This is a genomic window from Candidatus Caccoplasma merdavium (assembly GCA_018715595.1).
GTDB lineage: Bacteria > Bacteroidota > Bacteroidia > Bacteroidales > UBA11471 > Caccoplasma > Caccoplasma merdavium.
In genome coordinates, this window is the sequence record DVLI01000012.1 from 40,867 (window position 1) to 59,205 (window position 18,339).

Sequence of the window (18,339 nt, forward strand, 5' to 3'; positions counted from 1 at the left end):
AAAAAGAAGATATTCAACAAATGCGGGGCAGTTGTTCGCCGCTCGCCCGGTAGATGTTGCGGGGGGTGCCGAGCCAGGTGCGCATCACCACTTCGCCGGCCCGTCCCTCGGTGACCCGACCGATGATGCGGGCTTCCCGGCCGAGCCGCGTGTCGCGGATAAGACGGAGGGCGCTCTCGGCTTCATTGCCGGGCAATATGATGACCAGTACGCCCTCGTTGGCAACAAAGAGCGGGTCGAGACCCAGCAATTCACAGGCGGACGAGACCGCTTCGCTCACCGGGATTTCTTTTTCCTCGATTTCGATGCGGCAGCGCGCGGCCTCGGCAATCTCGCACAGCACTTCACCCAAGCCGCCGCGTGTGGCGTCTCGCACGACATGTATGTCGTCGATGTTCGAGACCATGCATTCGACGACCGGTGTCAGGGCCGCCGTGTCGCTCTTGATGCGACTTTCGAGCCCCAGGTTGTTCCGGGTCGAGAGTATGCACACGCCGTGTTCGCCGAGCGGGCCGGTGACGATGATGGCGTCGCCTTTGCGCACATGGCAGGGCAGCCACTCCTGTTCGCCATAGAAGGTGCCGATGCCGGCGGTGTTGATATACACGCCATCGCCCTTGCCGTGTTCCACCACCTTGGTGTCGCCGGTAACGATATACACGCCGGCTTCGTGGGCGGCAGCCGCCATTTCACCGACGATTTTTTCGAAATCGTCGAGGCGGAATCCCTCTTCCAAGATGAAACAGGCCGAGAGATATTGGGGCTTGGCTCCACAACACAACAGGTCGTTGACGGTGCCGTTGACGGCCAGACGTCCGATGTTGCCGCCCGGGAAAAAGAGCGGGGTCACGACAAACGAATCGCTGGTAAAAGCCACCCTGCGGCTGCCGACGGGAAGAATGGCTCCGTCGTGCCGTTGTTGCAGGAACAGGTTGTCGAAGGCCGGAAAAATGATTCTGTCGAGCAACTCCTGGGTCAGTTTGCCGCCGCTCCCGTGAGCCGCCACGATGTGGCGGTAGCGTTGCGACGACAGGGGACAAGATAGTTCTTTCATAACATCTTCTTTAACGGCGGTATCGGTAATAGGCGGCGCAAGCCCCTTCGCTCGATACCATGAGTGCTCCCAACGGGTGCTCGGGCGTGCAGCGCCGGCCGAATGCCGGGCAGTGTGCCGGCGTGGTTTTCCCTTTCAACACATCGCCGGCCCGACACTCGCTTTTCCTGTCGGGAAAGACCTCTCCGACAGGAAAACGCTTTAAAGCGTCAAAATGTTCGTATCTCTTTTTTATTTGCAGGCCGCTTGCCGGCAGGCGGCCTATGCCCCGCCACGTCTGGTCGCAAGGTTGGAATACCTCCTCCACGGCCTCTTTGGCCTTCCGGTTCCCGTGGCGGCTTACGGCGGCCGGGTAGGCATTATAGACGTCGTGTTCCCCATTTTCGAGCAGGCGTATGTCGTGGTAAATGCCCAATAGCAGTTCGACGGGCGTGAAGCCGGTCACGCTGATGCTTACACCCTGCCGGCGGGCCAGTTCTTCATATCGGCCATATCCTTCGACGGTGCAGACATGCCCCGCCGCCAAGAGACCGTCGATGCGGCATTCGTCGTCGGCCATAATCGCCTCGATGGCCGGGGGGACGGTGTAGAGCGACGTGAGGAGGGAGAAGTTCGTTATCTTTTGTCGTTGCGCCGAGAGGATAGCCGACGCATATACGGGAACCGTCGTTTCAAACCCGACGGCGAGGAACACCACCTCTTTCCCCGGCAAAGCCTTTGCTATCGGGAGGGCGTCGAGCGGACTGTATAGCATGCGTATGTCGGCACCCCGGCTTTTCAGTGAGAGCAGGTCGCCCGATATGCCGGGTACGCGCAACATGTCGCCGAAGGTGGTGAAGACGACGTCACTCCGGCCGGCAATCTGCATCGCTTTTTCCACGGTCGTTTCGGGGGTCACGCACACGGGACACCCCGGTCCGTGTATGAGTGTGATTTGTGGGGGCAAGAGCTTTTCGATGCCATATCGGGCGATGGCGTGGGTCTGTCCGCCGCATATCTCCATGATGCGCCACGGGTGGCGGGTGATGCGGTGCAGGGCATCGACGATTCTATCAATGGCGTCGGTCGCTGGCTTCTCCATCATGATGACAGGTGTTGTGTGGAAAAAGTTTTTCAAAATCGTCCCAAGCAGCTTCGGCGTCGTCGCGGTTGACCACCGTGAGGGCGATGCCGGCATGAGCCAGGATATATTCTCCCGTCTGCACGTCGACCCAGTCGATGCAGATGGTACGCACGACGCCGCCGAAGTCGACCGTCGCCATGCGCGGTTTCTCCTTGTCGGCATTCTCAATGGCGACAACTTTTCCGGGAATGGCCAAACACATGATTCACAGTTTTTAATTCCAAGAACAATTTCCTGCGCGAATTGTTTTCTTCGGCATGGAATATCAGATACACGTCAGGGGCCTGGTGCAGGGTGTCGGGTTCCGTCCCTATGTCTGCCGGTTGGCTCGGGAGATGGGGTTGGCCGGTTCGGTCGATAACGATACCTCCGGAGTGTCGATTGTACTGCAAGCCGCACCCGAACAAGAATCTTCGTTCATGCAACGGCTCCTGGCCGAATTGCCCCCCGTGGCGCGTGTCGATGCGGTCGAGGTGCGGTCGTGCAGGGAGACTCGTCGTTTGGAACGCCCGTTTGCCATCACACCCAGCCGCGATACAAACGAGGGCGTCACGCACGTCAGCCCCGACATTGCCGTGTGCGACAAGTGTCTCGACGACATGCGCACGCAGCCGCACCGCATCGATTATCCTTTTATCAACTGCACCGCATGCGGGCCTCGTTTTTCTATCATCAGGGAGTTGCCTTATGACCGTTCGGCGACAACGATGTCCCCGTTTGCCTTGTGTCCCGACTGTTCCCGCGAATATCGCGATGAAAACGACCGCCGCTTTCATGCCGAGCCCGTGGCCTGCAACCGTTGCGGTCCCGGTTATTGCATGCGTTGCCCGTCGGGGTTGTGTGTCGATACCTATGCCGAGGTGCGTCGCCACCTGGCTTCGATACTCTTGCGTGGAGGGGTGGTCGCCCTGAAAGGCGTGGGGGGATATAACCTGATTGCCGATGCCTTTTCACCGGCAGCCGTGGCACGGCTGCGTGCTTTGAAGGAGCGGCCGCGAAAACCTTTTGCCGTGATGTTCCGTGATGTGGTTGCCGCGCGGCGCATTGTCGCACTCTCCCCCCAGGAAACGGCATTGCTCACGTCGTGGCGCCGTCCCATATTGCTGGCCCGGCAACGGGGCGCATTGTCGCCGGGCATCAATGAGGGATATTGTACCTTGGGGGTGCTCTTGCCTTTCCAACCCATTCACTATCATATTTTTGCCGATACCGGTTTGGAGGCGTTGGTCTTTACCAGCGGCAATCGCAAAGGTTTCCCCTTGTGCGCCGACGATGCGGAGGCTTGGCGGCAGTTGGGCGATGGGGTCGATGGCTTTGTCTCCTATAACCGAGCCATTTATAACCGGGTCGATGATTCGGTCGTTCAATATGTCGCCGGAGCTCCCCGGCTGCTTCGTCGGGCAAGGGGGTATGCTCCCGAACCCTTGTGCGTGGGGGATAATGTCGATGGTGTTTTTGCGGCCGGAGCTGAACGCACCAACCATTTTGCCATCGGGCGCGGACGCGATGTGATACTTTCGCCTTATATTGGGACGCTGCGCGATGCGGCTGTCGCGGCGCTCTATGACGATACGGTCGGACGTTATACGCATTTGTTCCGCTTTGAACCTCGTGTGGTCGTGTGCGACAGGCACCCCGATTATGTCTCGACCCGTTTTGCCGAGGCATACGCCTCCCGTCGGAACCTTCCCTTGATACGGGTGCAGCACCACCATGCCCATGCGGCGGCTGTCATGGCCGAGTATCGGCTCTTCGAACCCGTACTGGCGGTTTGTCTCGACGGAACGGGTGCCGGAGATGACGGTTGTGTGTGGGGCGGAGAGTTCCTATGGACCGACCGTGCCGAATACCGCCGCCTCTCGCATTTCCCATACCTCCCCATGCCCGGGGGCGATGCCGCCGCCCGTCAACCCTGGCGCATGGCGGTCGCTCTCCTGCATGCGTTTCGCAAGGGTGCACGATTTTATCCGCCCGGTTTTTGCCGTCGGGTGGGGGAGGCCAAGGTCTTAGGGGTCGAACGCATGTGCTTTTCGCAGGAACTCTCTCCATCGACCTCGGCGGCGGGGCGATTGTTCGATGCCGTGGCTTCCCTGTTGGGCATATGCGATGAGAACAGTTATGAGTCGGAGGCGGCCGTTCTTCTCGAACAGACGGCCTGCCGCGCGACCAATCGTACCCTGCGCTATCCGCTGAATCGCCAAACGCCTCTCGACCTGTCACCGCTTTTCTCGGCTCTGCTCGACGATGTGGCCGGCGGCCGTCCCGCGGCCGATGTGGCCTATGCCTTTCATGCGACGTTGGCCGACGTCGTTTTTGCCGAGACACTCCGTCTTTTCGACCGTTCCCTTTTTTGCGGGGTGGTGTTGTCGGGCGGCGTGTTTCAGAACAAAATCCTTTCGGAGTTGTTATGTAAAAGGTTTGCGGTGCAAGGCATACCTTTTTTCTTGCCCGAGAAAATGCCCGTTCACGACGGTGCGATAGCCGTGGGACAGGCGGTCGTGGCATCGGCCTGTCGGGGGGTGGATTGAAATTTTTTGAAATGATTTATGCACGAACTTTCTATTGCACTCAGTATTCTCGATTTGGTCGCATTGGAGGCCATCAAGCAGAAGGCGCACGAAGTAAAGGAAATCGAGCTCGAAGTGGGACATTGGGCGGGGGTCGATATTTCGGCGCTCTCTTTTTCGATGCGGGCGGCGCAACGCTATTCCCCGTTTGAGAAAGCGCGGGTGACCATTGTCGAGGTGCCTCCCGTGTCGCATTGCAAAGTGTGTGGTTGCCAGTTCGCCCCCACCCATCAGTTTTGTGGTTGCCCGCATTGCCATTCGGCTGAAACCGAACTTTTGCAGGGTCGGGAATTGCGCCTCAAATCAATCCTTGTCGAATAAAATTCTTTCTATCATGTGTGACCATTGTGGCTGTACGCCCTCAGACTCTCTTCATCATCATCTCCACCGGGAGGGAATCCCCCATGACCATCAGCACCGATTGACGGTCGAGAAAGACATTCTCTCCCTCAACGACCGACAGGCCGAGGAGAATCGGCAATATTTTTCCCGTTGTGAAATCTGTGCCGTGAATATCGTCAGTTCGCCCGGAGCCGGGAAAACGTCGCTTCTCGAACAGACCCTCTTGCCGCTCCTGCGGAAATTTCCCGTGGCGGTCATCGAAGGTGACCAGCATACCGACAACGATGCGCGCCGCATTGCGGCAACCGGAGCCATTTGCCGGCAAATCAATACCGCACAAGGGTGCCATCTCGATGCCGCCATGGTGCACGACGCACTCCTGACGCTCGACTTGCCGACACGTTCGTTGCTCTTCATCGAGAATGTCGGCAATTTGGTCTGTCCGGCCATGTTCGATTTGGGCGAGACCTGGCGCGTGGTTGTCATAAGCGTCACCGAGGGTGACGACAAGCCCTTGAAGTATCCGTATATATTCGAGAGCGCCCGGTTGTGCGTCATTCACAAAGTCGACCTGTTGCCCTATTTGAGTTGCGACATCGGGACGTTGAGAAGGAATCTTTTGCAAGTCAATCCCTCCTTGCGCATTTTCGAAATTTCTTCGCACACCGGCGAAGGTCTGTTGTCTTGGCGGCGTTTTTGGGAAGAGCAGGTCGCCGCCTTGCCTCATGCATTGTGATAATCTGTTGCCTATGAATATCGCGATAGCCACCGACGAGGTGCGGCAATTTTTCGATGCCCAAAGCCGCTCATGGGATTCCCGCACCCCGCGAAATCCTGATGTGTTGCGCAGCTTGTTGGCCTGGTTGCCCATGCAGCCGGGCGATTCGGTGCTCGATGTGGGTACCGGGACGGGCGTGCTGTTGCCCTATATCCGGGAACGCAATCCCCAAGGGGTCATCGATGCCGTGGACCTTTCGCCCGGCATGCTGGCCGTGGCGAAACAGAAGTACGGTACCGACCCGTTTTTGCATTTTATTCCGGCCGACGTCACCCGCGAGTCGCTGTCACGCCGTTATCATGCCATTCTACTCTATTCGGTATTTCCCCATTTGGCGCGGCGCGACGAGACGGTGGCACGTTTGGTCTCCCGCAACCTCATGCCCGGGGGCTTCTTGCTGATAGCCCATACCGAAGGGCGCAAGTGGCTCAATGAGATGCACCGCAACCAGCTGTCCCCGTCGATGCGGCGCGATTTGTTCCCGGTGTCGGTGCAGGCACAGCGTTTCCGCCGCATGGGATTGGAGGTCGTCCATGCCGCGGAGTCGGACGTCACCTATTTTATATTGCTCACGCGCTGAGCGCGCCACAGGTTGTTTTTGAGAGGTATCATGAAATAAAAGCAGCGCCCGGTGAGGGACGCTGCTTTTATGGGTCAGACGGGTGTGCCCGTTCAATTCTTTTCGATGGAGTAGTCTTTGATGCCCAAGGCTTCATAGGCTTTTTTCAGTTCCTCTTCGTTGTCGCTGATGACGAGAAGTTTGTCGCCCGGTTTCAGAACCGTGTTGCCTTTGGGCACGAAGAAATTGGTATCGCGTTTCACCATGACGGCCAAGGTGTTGTCGGGGAGGGTCATGTCCATTAGGCGGTTGCCTTTTGACAAAGTCTGTTCGTTGATTTCGATTTCCGACATCGACGATTTGATTTCGTCGGGAAGTTGCACGTCAAACTCTTTCTTGTCACGCCCCGGAGCAATGAGACCCAACCATTTGGCCATGGTCCCGACGGTAGTGCCCTGTATCAGCAGGGAGATGAGGGTGATGAAGAACACGATGTTGAAGATGAGGTTGGCATTCTCGATGCCGGCAATCATGGGATAGGTGGCAAAGATGATGGGCACGGCACCACGCAATCCCACCCATGAGATGTAGAGCCGGGCTCGTGTCGAGAAGTTCTTGAACGGCAACAGGCAGAGGAATACGGTGATGGGACGGGCCAAAACAATCATGAAGATGCCGATGGCGAGACCTATGCCTATGATGGGGGGTAATTGGCTGGGAGTCACCAGTAAGCCGAGCGTGAGGAACATGACGATCTGGAAGAGCCAGGTAAGGCCGTCGAAGAAAGTTTCCATGCTGCGTTTGTGCACGACTTTGGAGTTGCCGATAACCAGTCCGGCCAGATACACGGCGAGGTAGCCGTTTCCTTTCAGCATATCGGTAAACGAGAAGATGAAGAACACGAAGGCCAACAGGAGAATCGGGTAGAGCGACTGGTTCTGCACGTTGAGCCGGTTGATGGCCATGGCGGCCAATTTGCCGAAGAGGTATCCCAACAAGCCGCCGATACTCAGTTGTATGATGAGGGTGGAGATGAAACTCCAAAAAGAAAATTCGCCCAGTTGTATGATTTGTATCAATATGATGGTGAGCATGAAAGCCATCGGGTCGTTACTACCGCTTTCGAGTTCGAGCGTGGGTCGCAACCGTTCTTTCAGGGAAAGCCCTTTGGAACGCAGGATAGAGAATACCGACGCCGAATCGGTCGATGACATGACTGCCGCCAATAACATCGATTCCCAAATATTGAGATTGATTGTCGGAATGAAATCGCAGATGAAGTAGATAAACAAGCCCGTGATAAAGGTCGTCAGGAGTACCCCCAGGGTTGCGAGCGTGACACCCGGGCCGATGATGGGTTTTATATCTTGGTATTTGGTGTCCATACCGCCTGAGAACAGAATGATGCTCAGGGCGATGACTCCGATGAATTGGGTTGCTTTGGGATTGTCGAACTGGATTTGCAGGAACGGTATCGGACCGTCGCAGCCGAAAAACATTCCTACACCGAGGAACAGAAGCAAGGCGGGAAGGCCGAATTTATAACCGGTTTTTCCGGCCAGTACGCTGCAAAAGAGAAGTATGGCACCGACCATTACGAAATTTTCGGGATTCAAGTTCATGAGAATGGGTTTCTTCTAAATGGGTGGTTATGGGTTGGGATATAAACGTTTTCTTTGAGGTATAACAAAATCGCGAACGAAAAATTTTCGACGGCATGATGTTTTTCAATCTCGGGAGGGCGTGAAAAACTTCCTCGGGAGGACCGTAATATTACTGTTTCACAGTTGGTCGTTTGTTTTTTTTGATGGTATGTTTTTATCTGTGGCGTCAAAAATTCTTATTCCTCGGCAAGAAGATCGGGGCGCAGGCGACGCGTGCGCTCTATCGACTGCTCGTGGTTCCACTCGTCGATTTTGCGTTGGTGACCCGACAACAGCACGTCGGGGACGCGCCAGCCTTTGTATTCGGCCGGACGGGTATATACGGGCGGTGCCAGCAGGTTGTCCTGGAACGAATCGGAGAGAGCCGACTGTTCGTCGCCGAGAGCACCCGGTATCAGTCGCACGATGGCATCGCACATGATGGCTGCGGGCAACTCTCCGCCGGTGAGTACATAGTCTCCCACCGATATTTCCCGGGTGATGAGGTGCTCGCGTATGCGGTAGTCGATGCCCTTGTAATGCCCGCACAAGATGATGAGGTTTTCGGCCAGGGAGAGAGAGTTGGCCAGGGGTTGGTCAAAGAGCTCTCCGTCGGGAGAGGTGTAGATGACCTCATCGTAGGCGCGTTCGCTTTTCAGTTGCGAGATGGCCCGGTCTATCGGCTCGATTTGCATCACCATGCCGGCTGCTCCGCCGAAGGGGTAGTCGTCGACGCGCCGGTGTTTGTCGGTCGAGAAATCGCGCAGGTTGTGCACGACGATTTCGACCAGCCCCTTGTTTTGGGCCCGTTTCAGAATCGATTGGTTCAGAGGGCTGTCGAGCAGCTCGGGTAAAACGGTGAGAATATCGATACGCATGATGACGATGCACTATTTTTTCGGTAGGCAAAGGTACCACAAAAAAGTGACATAACGAAGTCGTCGGTATGAGAAATAATGTCTGTTTTTAAGACTTGTCAAGGAAAAAGAGAAATTTTTTCGGGCTTTGAATTGGTATCATGCCGTTCTTGACCGATACACCTGTTAGCCGCTACCCTTTAAAACCTTTTATCCGGTTCATGTTCCCTACATGAAATCTTTCAAATTTCGCGGCTGGCGCACCGATTTTGGAGACCGCACCGACCGGGTGAACCTCTCGCCCAAGTCCGGTTTCTTACGGGAACACCCTTTTCCCGCACATTCCTTCAGGAGTGACGGAGAGAGGGGGACTTGTATTACAGTCTCGTGCAATATTCTCGGGTGACAAGCTTCCGTTTCTTACATTTTTGTGGTATCTTTGTCAACCTAAACAGGCGACCATGAATGAGACAGAATTTCGCATACGGCAGTTGAGAAAAGAGTTGGACGAGCATAACTACAACTACTATGTGCTCAATGCTCCGACCATCGACGACCGGGAATTTGACCGCCTCATGGCCGAGTTGCAGCAACTCGAAGAGGCCAATCCCCAATATGCCGACCCACATTCTCCCACCTGCCGGGTGGGGAATGACCACAATCAGGCTTTCACACAGGTAGCTCACCGCTATCCGATGCTATCGTTGAGCAACACTTACACGCGTGAAGAGGTGGCCGCTTTCTACGAACGGGTGAGTGCGGCATTGCAGGAGCCCTTTACCATCGTCGGGGAGTTGAAATACGACGGCACGTCCATCTCGCTCACCTATGAGCACGGCCGGCTGGTGCAGGCCGTTACCCGGGGCGACGGCGTGCAAGGCGACGATGTGACCGAGAATGTCAAGACCATACGCACCATACCGCTCGTCCTGCGTGGAGCGGGTTACCCCGACCGTTTCGAGATTCGCGGCGAGATACTCATGCCTTGGTCGGTCTTTGAGCAACTGAATGCAGAGCGGGAACGCGAAGAGGAACCGCTCTTTGCCAATCCGCGCAATGCGGCATCGGGCACCCTCAAACTGCAAAATTCGGCGATTGTCGCCTCCCGGCACCTCGATGCCTATCTATATTATCTCTTGGGCGAAAATCTGCCCTCCGACGACCATCTCGACAATCTGCACACGGCCGCCGGTTGGGGATTTAAAATCTCCGAGGCCATGACCCGTTGTCATTCGCTCGAAGAGATGTATGCCTTTATCGACTATTGGGACGTAAACCGCAAAAATCTGCCGGTGGCGACCGACGGCATCGTTTTCAAAGTCGCTTCGTTGCGTCAGCAGAAATATCTCGGCTACACCGCCAAGTCGCCCCGCTGGGCCATTGCCTATAAGTTCCAGGCCGAGCGGGCGGTAACCCGGCTCAACTCCATCTCCTATCAGGTGGGGCGCACCGGAACCATCACCCCGGTGGCCAACCTCGACCCCGTGCAACTGTCGGGAACCATAGTGAAGCGGGCTTCGCTCCACAACGACGACATCATACAGGCGCTCGACCTGCACATCGGCGATTTTGTCTATGTGGAAAAGGGGGGCGAAATCATACCCAAGATAACCGGAGTCGACACCGATGCCCGCATCTTGGTGGGAGAGAAGGTGCAGTTTATCACCCATTGTCCCGAGTGTGGAACCCCCTTGGTGCGGTATGAGGGAGAAGCGGCTTGGTATTGCCCCAACGACGAATCCTGTCCCCCGCAAATAAAGGGCCGCATCGAGCACTTCATCAGTCGCCGAGCCATGAACATCGACGGCTTGGGAAGTGAAACGGTCGACCTCTTTTATCGTCTGGGAATGATACACGATGTCGCCGACCTCTATACCCTGCGCGAAAGCGACATCGCCTCGCTCGACCGCCAAGGCGACAAGTCGGCGCGCAACATCATCGAGGCGGTGGCGGCTTCGCGCGAGGTTCCCTTCGAACGCGTGCTCTTTGCCTTGGGCATACGGTTCGTGGGAGAGACCGTGGCAAAAAAACTGGCCAACGCATTCGGAAGCATCGACAAGTTGGCCGCTGCCACCGAAGAAGAGCTCATGCAAGTCGATGAGATAGGAGCGCGCATAGCCGGCAGTGTGAGAGCCTATTTTGCACACCCGACGACGGCGAATCTCATCGCGCGGCTGAAAGCCGCCGGTTTGCAGATGGAGCTGTCGGCCGAGCGCCTGGCCCATCGCACCGACCGTCTGCAAGGAGCTACGGTTGTCATCAGCGGCACCTTTACCCATCACTCCCGTGATGAATATAAAAATCTCATCGAGCAACACGGCGGGAAAAATACCTCTTCGGTCTCGGCCAAGACAACCTATCTCCTGGCCGGAGAGAATATGGGCCCCGCCAAACTCGAAAAGGCAACGAAGTTGGGTATAAAAATCATCTCCGAAACAGAGTTCCTGCAACTCATCGGTTCGGAAAATTAACCGGATTTTCATGTGGAAATATCTTACACAGAAAGCAATACGACGCCGATATGCCAAAAGCCCGAAACAGCGTGACCGGCGTTTCATTCCCTATCGCGAGGCGAAGACGGTTGCCGTCCTGGCCGATGAGGCAGGCGTGCGACAGGCTGTGCCGCTCTTGCAGGCGATGAGCCGCGAAGGGAAAAAAGTCGTGCTTTATTGCCTGAACCTGTCGCCATCGAAGATCGAACTTCGGCCCTCCGGCATCGACATCGTCGAAATATCCCCCGCGGAACTCTGCCACGGCGGCACCGCACCGCGCCCCGAGATATGCCGCGATTTTGTCGCTTTGCAACCCGATGTGTTGCTCGACCTGACGCTGGTCGACTCTTTGCCGACGGCCTTTTTGTCTGTCATAAGCAGGGCTCCCATGCGTCTCGGTGTGCAGAAGAATTCCTTGGCTCCGGCCGACATTATGCTACAAATCGACCCCGAAAAGGCGACGGTCGAATACTTGTTGCAAAATATGCTGTTTTATTGGAAGAATATTGCGGTAAAAAATAATAATTCGTAATTTTACCGCCGAAAATATGCACAACACTATATGGCACAAATCAATTTAAGAGGTATGGGCGTTGCCCTTATCACACCTTTCAATGAAGATGAAACAATCGACTTCCCGGCTTTGGCCCGCCTTGTCGAATATCAAATACAAAACGGCATCGATTATCTCGTCGTCTTGGGAACAACCGCCGAGACGCCGACTCTCACCGAAGAAGAAAAAGCCCGGGTACGCTCTTTTGTCATCGAAAAAGTTGCAGGTCGGGTTCCCATCGTCATGGGGCTCGGCGGCAACAATACCCGTGCCATAGTCGACAGCCTTAAAACCCAGAATTTCGATGGCGTTGATGCCATACTCTCGGTAGTCCCCTACTACAACAAACCCTCGCAGGAGGGCATCTATCAGCACTACAAAGCCATCGCGCAAGCCACCAAACTGCCGGTCATTCTTTACAATGTGCCCGGCCGCACCGGCGTGAACATGACCGCCGGGACCACCTTGCGCCTTGCCCGCGATTTTGATAATATCGTCGCCATCAAAGAAGCCTCGGGCAACATCACCCAGATGGACGACATCATCAAAAACAAACCGGCCGATTTCATGGTCATCTCGGGCGACGACGGCATCACTTTCCCCCTTATAACCTTGGGAGCGGTGGGCGTCATTTCGGTAATAGGAAATGCCTTCCCCCGAGAGTTCAGCCGCATGGTGCGTCTGGCGCTCAATGGCGACTATGCGTCGGCACTGACGATACATCACCGTTTCACCGAGCTGTTCAGCCTGCTTTTTGTCGACGGCAATCCGGCCGGAGTGAAATGCCTCCTCCATGCCATGGGGTACATACAGAACCAGTTGCGCCTGCCCTTGGTGCCCACACGCATTACGACCTACGAAAAAATACGCGACGTGTTGCAGAAACTCAACATTGTTTGCTGACGCTGTGAACAATACTCCTTTCCCGACGTTATAATCCTAAAACCGTACAACTATGATACAACGATTGCAATCCGTATATCTCTTTCTTGTTGCCGCTCTCGTGGCAACCTGCATGTTTATGCCCCTCACGACCATCGTAACCCCCGAAGACACGGTAATACTCTCGTCGCTGGGAGCCTATACCCCCGCTCCCGAATCGAAACTCCTCTTCGAGATGTGGCCCCTTACCATCGTTGCCGCACTCGCGGCACTGTTGGCTCTGATCAACATATTCCTTTTCCGCAACCGTCCTTTGCAGATGCGGGTATGTCACTTTACGACCTTGTTGCTTGTCGCTTTCTATGTGATAGTGGGCATTTACATCTATGACCTCTACATTGCGCTCAACGGCGAAAGTTTGCAGTTGCAGGCCGCCCTCTCCATGCCGGTGGTGGCACTCGTGCTCAATTACATTGCCTACCGCCGCATACGGGCCGACGAACGTCTTGTGCGTTCGGCCGACCGCCTGCGTTAACCTCTTGCAAAGCTTCGTACAGCAAAAGCGCCGCACAGACCACTGTGCGGCGTTTTGTATTTCATGGGTAGGGTCGGGGAGGTTGCCTATTCATGCAGTCGTTTCTCGACGTAGGCAAACAGTTTCAGACGGTCGTCGGGCGTGAACCACACGATGGTGTCGTCGCGCCGGAACCACGTCATCTGTTTGCGGGCGTAGACCCGCGTGTTGCGTTTTATCTTCTCGACAGCCGCGGGCAGGTCGTAGGTGCCGTCGAAGTAGGCAAACATCTCTTTGTATCCTACCGTGTTGAGCGCATTGAGGTGGCGGTAGGGGTAGAGCTTGCGGGCTTCGGCTTCGAGCCCGTCGCGCATCATGGCGTCGACCCGGCTGTTGATGCGCTCGTAGAGCTCCGCCCGTGGGCGGGTGAGTCCTATCTTCACGATGTCGAACGGACGCTCTTTTTTCGTCTCTGTACGCAGCGAGGAGTAGGGTTGCCCGGTCATGCGGCATATCTCCACGGCATGAATCACCCGTTTGGGATTCCGTCGGTCGACCTTCTCGTAGAAGTCGGGGTCGAGCCGCAACAACTCTTCGAGCAGAACGTCGAGACCGGCCTCTTCGTAGCGCGTCACGACGGCACGGCGCACCTCGTCGCTGATGGTGGGTATCTCGTCGATGCCGTTGCACACGGCATCGATATACATCATCGAGCCGCCGGTGAGCAGCAGGGTGTCGTGGCGGGTAAACAGTTGCTCGATGAGAGCCAAGGCATCGGCCTCGTATTGGGCGGCACTGTAATAGTCGGTGAGGGAAAGTGTGCCGATAAAATGGTGCGGCACACGAGCCAGTTGTTCCCGGGTGGGGGCTGCCGTCGCCACGACCATGTCGCGATAGAGCTGCCGGCTGTCGGCCGAGATGATGGGGCAACCCAGCCGTTCGGCCAGTTGCAGGCTCAACTCGGTTTTCCCCACGGCCGTGGGGCCTAAAAGTACGACGAGTTTTTTTCTCATGGGCAACAACGGTAGGGGAGAATAAAGACGGGAGGCCGACACGACGGCGGCCTCCCGGAATAAGTGTCACATTATTTCTCGGCCACGAGGCGGGCTATTTCCACAATCACGTCGCGGGCTTTTACCATCGATGCGATGGGCACGAACTCATAGCGGCCGTGGAAGTTGAGACCGCCAGCAAAGATGTTGGGGCAGGGGAGCCCTTCGAACGAGAGACGGGCGCCGTCGGTGCCGCCACGCACGGGAACCACCACGGGGGTTACGCCCACGTTTTTCATGGCCTCTTCGGCAAGGTCGACAATGTGCATGACCGGCTCTATCTTCTCGCGCATGTTGTAGTATTGGTCTTTGATTTCGAGGCTGGCACAGTCGGGGAACTCCCGGTTGATTTTCCGCACGAGGTGCTCAAACTCCTTCTTGCGGCGCTCGAAGCGGTCGCGGTCGTGGTCGCGGATAATGTAGCTGAGCGTGGTCTCCTCGACGCTGCCTTCGCACGAAATGAGGTGGTAGAAGCCTTCATAACCCTCGGTGTGTTCGGGAGTTTCCCAGCGGGGGAGCATGATGGCGTATTGTATGGCGACACGCAGTGAGTTGATCATCTTGTGCTTGGCGTAGCCCGGGTGCACGTTGCGTCCCTTGAAGGTGATGCGAGCCACGGCGGCGTTGAAGTTCTCATATTCGAGCTCGCCGATTTCACCCCCGTCCATCGTGTAGGCCCAGTCGGCGCCAAACCGTTTCACGTCGAAGTGGTCGGCTCCTTGACCGATTTCTTCGTCGGGGGTGAATCCGATGCGTATCTTGCCATGCTTGATTTCGGGGTGGGAGAGGAGGTACTCCATGGCCGATACGATTTCGGCCACGCCGGCTTTGTCGTCGGCACCCAGCAATGTCTTGCCATCGGTGACGATGAGGTCTTGACCGATGTAGTGCAGCAACTCGGGAAACTCGTCGGGGCGCAGTGCCACATTGTCTTCGGCGCAGAGCACGATTTCTTTGCCGTCGTAGTTCTCGACGATGCGAGGCGAAACTTTGCGGCCCGAGCAGTCGGGACTGGTGTCGAGGTGGGCGATGAATCCCACCGTGGGCAATTCCTTGTCGCTGTTCGAGGGCAGGGTGGCCATTAAGTATCCGTTATCGTCGAGCGATATATCGGAGAGACCTATGCGCTGCAACTCCTTTTCCAGTTCTTTGGCAAAAAACATCTGTCCCGGAGTGCTGGGCGTCATATGGGTCAATTCGTCCGATTGTGTATCGAAACTTACATAGTGCAGAAAACGTTTGACGAGATTTTCCATTGTAAAGCGGTTTTATGAAGGTATAAATTCGGTTGATGTCGGGAGTCGGGTAGACTTTCGATTCGGCCGTTTTTCACCTTAGCGGCAGGGGAAACGACCTTTCTGTCGAAACATCAAACAAAGATACGGAAAAATATGTAAATTTGCGTCACCAAACCGGTAAAAACAAATGTCAGGCAATCGCAAGAAACGGAAAAATACGCCCAAACGGGCGTGGAAGTCTTTGCTGTGGGGCGTTCTTTTCTTCCTGCTGATAATGTGGGGGGCCTATTATTTCACGACCCCCATCGATACTATGCTTGGCACTCCCTCTTCGACGACGCGAAACTGGTTGGAGGCTCGCATTGCCTCCATAATGCCCCGTAAGCACACTCGACCCGATGCCGTGCATCGTCGTGTGGTGCATTACGATGATTTGGAGATTCCGGCTCCCTTTGCCGATGGGCGTCCCGACAGGCTTTGTACCTATGCCGGCTATACGCTCTCGTACAACAGCGAATGGCGCCTGCCCAACTGGGTCGCCTATGAATTGCTGCGCAGCGAACTGAAAGCGCAGGTGTCACGTCGCGACGACTTCCGCCCCGACGAGTCCCTGCCCCTCGACGAGCAGGCCGGTCTGGCCGATTACCGCCGCAGCGGTTTCGACCGCGGACACATGGCGCCTGCCGCCGACATGCGGTGGAGCGCCGAGGCCATGTCGCACTCGTTCTACCTCACCAACATCTGCCCGCAGACACCGGGCCTCAATCAAGGCGACTGGAAACGCCTCGAAGACAAAATCCGTGATTGGGCTCGTGAAGATAGCGCCATCGTCATCGTGTGCGGCCCCCTTGTCGCGCCCGGCGATACCACGATAGGTTCCCACAAGGTAAAAGTCCCTTCGGCCTATTACAAGGTGGTGCTCTCGCCCTATGCCGACCCGCCAAGGGGCATAGGCTTCATTTTCGAAAACATACCCGGTCGTCAACGACGGCCGCTCGACAGTTATGCCGTGACCATCGACAGTGTCGAGAACCGGGTCCGAATCGATTTCTTTCCCGAGCTCCCCGACGAGATAGAACAATATATTGAATCGCAATATGACACCCAATACTGGAACTTCTGACCTTCGCACCCCCTATATGCCCGAAGACACGATATGCGCCGTCTCTACACCGCCCGGAGTAGGGGGCATCGCCGTCATTCGCGTCAGCGGCGACAAGGCCATAACCATCGTCGATAAGTTGTTTCACCCCAAAGGACACGCAACACCGCTGTCGCAACGAGCCACCCATACGCTCGCTTTTGGTGAAATCTACGGTCAAGAAGGAGACCTGCTCGACCAGGTCGTCGTCTCCCTTTTCCGCACACCGCACTCCTATACCGGCGAAGACACGGTCGAAATATCCTGCCACGGTTCCACCTACATCGCCCAGCACATCATACAGGCTCTCATACACGGCGGTTGTCGCGGCGCCGCCCCCGGAGAGTTTACCCGGCGCGCCTTTGCCAACGGTCGTCTCGACCTCTCGCAGGCCGAAGCCGTGGCCGACCTCATCGCCTCCCGTTCGGCGGCCGCCCATCGCGTAGCCATGAATCAGATGCGCGGCGGGTTCAGCCGCGAACTGGCCGACCTGCGGGCTCGCCTGCTCCAATTCGTTTCCCTCATCGAGCTCGAACTCGATTTCAGCGAAGAAGAAGTGCAGTTTGCCGACCGGCAACAACTCGTCGAACTGGCCCGCGACATCGAAACCGTCATTGCCCGGCTGGCCGACTCGTTCAGCCGCGGCAATGCCATCAAGAACGGCATACCCACCATCATCATCGGCGAGACCAATGCCGGCAAATCGACCCTCCTCAACGCCCTCCTGCGAGAAGAACGCGCCCTCGTCTCCGACATACACGGCACTACCCGCGACACCGTTGAAGACATCATCGACCTGCAAGGCATCACCTATCGGCTCATCGATACCGCCGGCATACGCGAGACAAGCGACACCGTCGAGAACATGGGCATCGAACGCACATTCGTCAAACTCGCACAGGCCGACATCGTGCTGTGGCTCGTCGACGGCACCCATAGCGACGCCCATGTGCAAGACTTGGCCCGGCGCATCGTCCCGCAGTGTCAAGGAAAGCAACTCTTTGCCCTCATCAACAAGACCGACCTGCTCTCACCCGCACAGATAGCCGCGAAACAAGAACTCTTGACCACCCTCCACATCGCTCCCGAGCGCATACTCCCCATCTCGGCCAAGAACAACCGCGACATCGACACCCTGCAAGAAGCCCTCGTAGCCCTTGCCGCGCAGACCACGTCCGCCAACGACACCATCGTCACCAACGTGCGCCATTACGAAGCCCTTGTCCGTGCCCTCGAAGCCATACGGCGGGCCCACCAGGGTCTTGCCGACAACTATCCCGGAGACCTCCTCGCCCAAGACATACGCGAGACCATGCACCACCTCGGCGAAATCACCGGCGAAATCACCACCGACGAAATCCTCGGCAATATCTTCAAAAACTTCTGCATCGGCAAATGACGGCTTGTAAACAGCCATAACCATTTAGAATAAAGTCGCTGTATATCAGCGACTTTTGTTTTTATGTACTTTCCAGACCGTATTTGGAAGTAACGGTTTTTATCCATATTTTTCATACGTATTTCTACCGTGACAGAAATTCACG

At 56.2% G+C, this 18,339-nt stretch carries 17 protein-coding genes; 10 read left to right on the forward strand and 7 right to left on the reverse strand.

Annotation, left to right across the window (positions count from 1 at the left end; genetic code table 11):
* Positions 1-13: 13 nt before the first annotated feature.
* From hypE to IAD09_04075, 3 genes are read right to left on the reverse strand one after another with little or no spacing between them, the layout of a single operon-like run.
* Positions 14-1,054 (reverse strand): hydrogenase expression/formation protein HypE, encoded by a 1,041-nt coding sequence (gene hypE / locus IAD09_04065; GenBank protein ID HIT81398.1) that lies wholly within the window; start codon positions 1,052-1,054, stop codon positions 14-16.
* 10 nt (positions 1,055-1,064) lie between these two features.
* Positions 1,065-2,138: a hydrogenase formation protein HypD gene (gene hypD, locus IAD09_04070; GenBank protein HIT81399.1), complete on the reverse strand. Its 1,074-nt coding sequence runs from the start codon at positions 2,136-2,138 to the stop codon at positions 1,065-1,067.
* Positions 2,107-2,379, reverse strand: a complete 273-nt coding sequence (locus IAD09_04075) for a HypC/HybG/HupF family hydrogenase formation chaperone (GenBank protein HIT81400.1) — start codon at positions 2,377-2,379, stop codon at positions 2,107-2,109. Before IAD09_04075 ends, hypD begins: the two co-directional genes overlap by 32 nt.
* 55 nt (positions 2,380-2,434) lie before the next feature.
* Here IAD09_04075 and hypF point away from each other — a divergent pair, with 55 nt between their 5' ends.
* From hypF to IAD09_04095, 4 genes are read left to right on the forward strand one after another with little or no spacing between them, the layout of a single operon-like run.
* The gene (gene hypF / locus IAD09_04080; GenBank protein ID HIT81401.1) at positions 2,435-4,705 is read left to right on the forward strand and encodes a carbamoyltransferase HypF; all 2,271 of its coding nucleotides are present in this window, start codon (positions 2,435-2,437) and stop codon (positions 4,703-4,705) included.
* 18 nt (positions 4,706-4,723) lie between these two features.
* Positions 4,724-5,065 (forward strand): hydrogenase maturation nickel metallochaperone HypA, encoded by a 342-nt coding sequence (locus IAD09_04085; protein ID HIT81402.1) that lies wholly within the window; start codon positions 4,724-4,726, stop codon positions 5,063-5,065.
* A gap of 13 nt (positions 5,066-5,078) precedes the next feature.
* Positions 5,079-5,822, forward strand: a complete 744-nt coding sequence (gene hypB, locus IAD09_04090) for a hydrogenase nickel incorporation protein HypB (GenBank protein HIT81403.1) — start codon at positions 5,079-5,081, stop codon at positions 5,820-5,822.
* Between the two features lie 13 nt (positions 5,823-5,835).
* Positions 5,836-6,444 (forward strand): class I SAM-dependent methyltransferase, encoded by a 609-nt coding sequence (locus tag IAD09_04095; GenBank protein ID HIT81404.1) that lies wholly within the window; start codon positions 5,836-5,838, stop codon positions 6,442-6,444.
* Between the two features lie 92 nt (positions 6,445-6,536).
* On the opposite strand, the gene IAD09_04100 is transcribed toward IAD09_04095, so the two are convergent.
* Together IAD09_04100 and trmD are read right to left on the reverse strand one after the other, a co-directional pair.
* Positions 6,537-8,045, reverse strand: a complete 1,509-nt coding sequence (locus IAD09_04100) for a potassium/proton antiporter (GenBank protein HIT81405.1) — start codon at positions 8,043-8,045, stop codon at positions 6,537-6,539.
* 218 nt (positions 8,046-8,263) lie between these two features.
* Entirely contained in the window at positions 8,264-8,944 is a 681-nt protein-coding gene (trmD, locus tag IAD09_04105; protein HIT81406.1) for a tRNA (guanosine(37)-N1)-methyltransferase TrmD, read from the reverse strand.
* A 440-nt stretch (positions 8,945-9,384) separates the two neighbouring features.
* Here trmD and ligA point away from each other — a divergent pair, with 440 nt between their 5' ends.
* Genes ligA through IAD09_04125 form a run of 4 tightly spaced genes read left to right on the forward strand, consistent with a single transcriptional unit; the run spans position 9,385 to position 13,385 of the window.
* Entirely contained in the window at positions 9,385-11,394 is a 2,010-nt protein-coding gene (ligA, locus tag IAD09_04110; GenBank protein ID HIT81407.1) for an NAD-dependent DNA ligase LigA, read from the forward strand.
* Positions 11,395-11,404: 10 nt separating this feature from the next.
* Positions 11,405-11,947 (forward strand): hypothetical protein, encoded by a 543-nt coding sequence (locus IAD09_04115; GenBank protein ID HIT81408.1) that lies wholly within the window; start codon positions 11,405-11,407, stop codon positions 11,945-11,947.
* Between the two features lie 30 nt (positions 11,948-11,977).
* Positions 11,978-12,871, forward strand: coding sequence for a 4-hydroxy-tetrahydrodipicolinate synthase (locus IAD09_04120; protein ID HIT81409.1), 894 nt, complete (start codon positions 11,978-11,980; stop codon positions 12,869-12,871).
* Between the two features lie 52 nt (positions 12,872-12,923).
* Positions 12,924-13,385, forward strand: a complete 462-nt coding sequence (locus IAD09_04125) for a DUF4293 domain-containing protein (protein HIT81410.1) — start codon at positions 12,924-12,926, stop codon at positions 13,383-13,385.
* A gap of 86 nt (positions 13,386-13,471) precedes the next feature.
* Here IAD09_04125 and miaA read toward each other — a convergent pair whose 3' ends face one another.
* Both miaA and pepT read right to left on the reverse strand, forming a co-directional pair.
* A complete protein-coding gene (gene miaA / locus IAD09_04130) occupies positions 13,472-14,377 on the reverse strand; it encodes a tRNA (adenosine(37)-N6)-dimethylallyltransferase MiaA (protein ID HIT81411.1) in 906 nt (301 codons plus the stop codon).
* A 71-nt stretch (positions 14,378-14,448) separates the two neighbouring features.
* Positions 14,449-15,672: a peptidase T gene (gene pepT / locus IAD09_04135; protein HIT81412.1), complete on the reverse strand. Its 1,224-nt coding sequence runs from the start codon at positions 15,670-15,672 to the stop codon at positions 14,449-14,451.
* A gap of 169 nt (positions 15,673-15,841) precedes the next feature.
* Here pepT and IAD09_04140 point away from each other — a divergent pair, with 169 nt between their 5' ends.
* Positions 15,842-16,777: a DNA/RNA non-specific endonuclease gene (locus IAD09_04140; protein HIT81413.1), complete on the forward strand. Its 936-nt coding sequence runs from the start codon at positions 15,842-15,844 to the stop codon at positions 16,775-16,777.
* A 16-nt stretch (positions 16,778-16,793) separates the two neighbouring features.
* A complete protein-coding gene (mnmE, locus tag IAD09_04145; protein HIT81414.1) occupies positions 16,794-18,194 on the forward strand; it encodes a tRNA uridine-5-carboxymethylaminomethyl(34) synthesis GTPase MnmE in 1,401 nt (466 codons plus the stop codon).
* Positions 18,195-18,339: the final 145 nt, after the last annotated feature.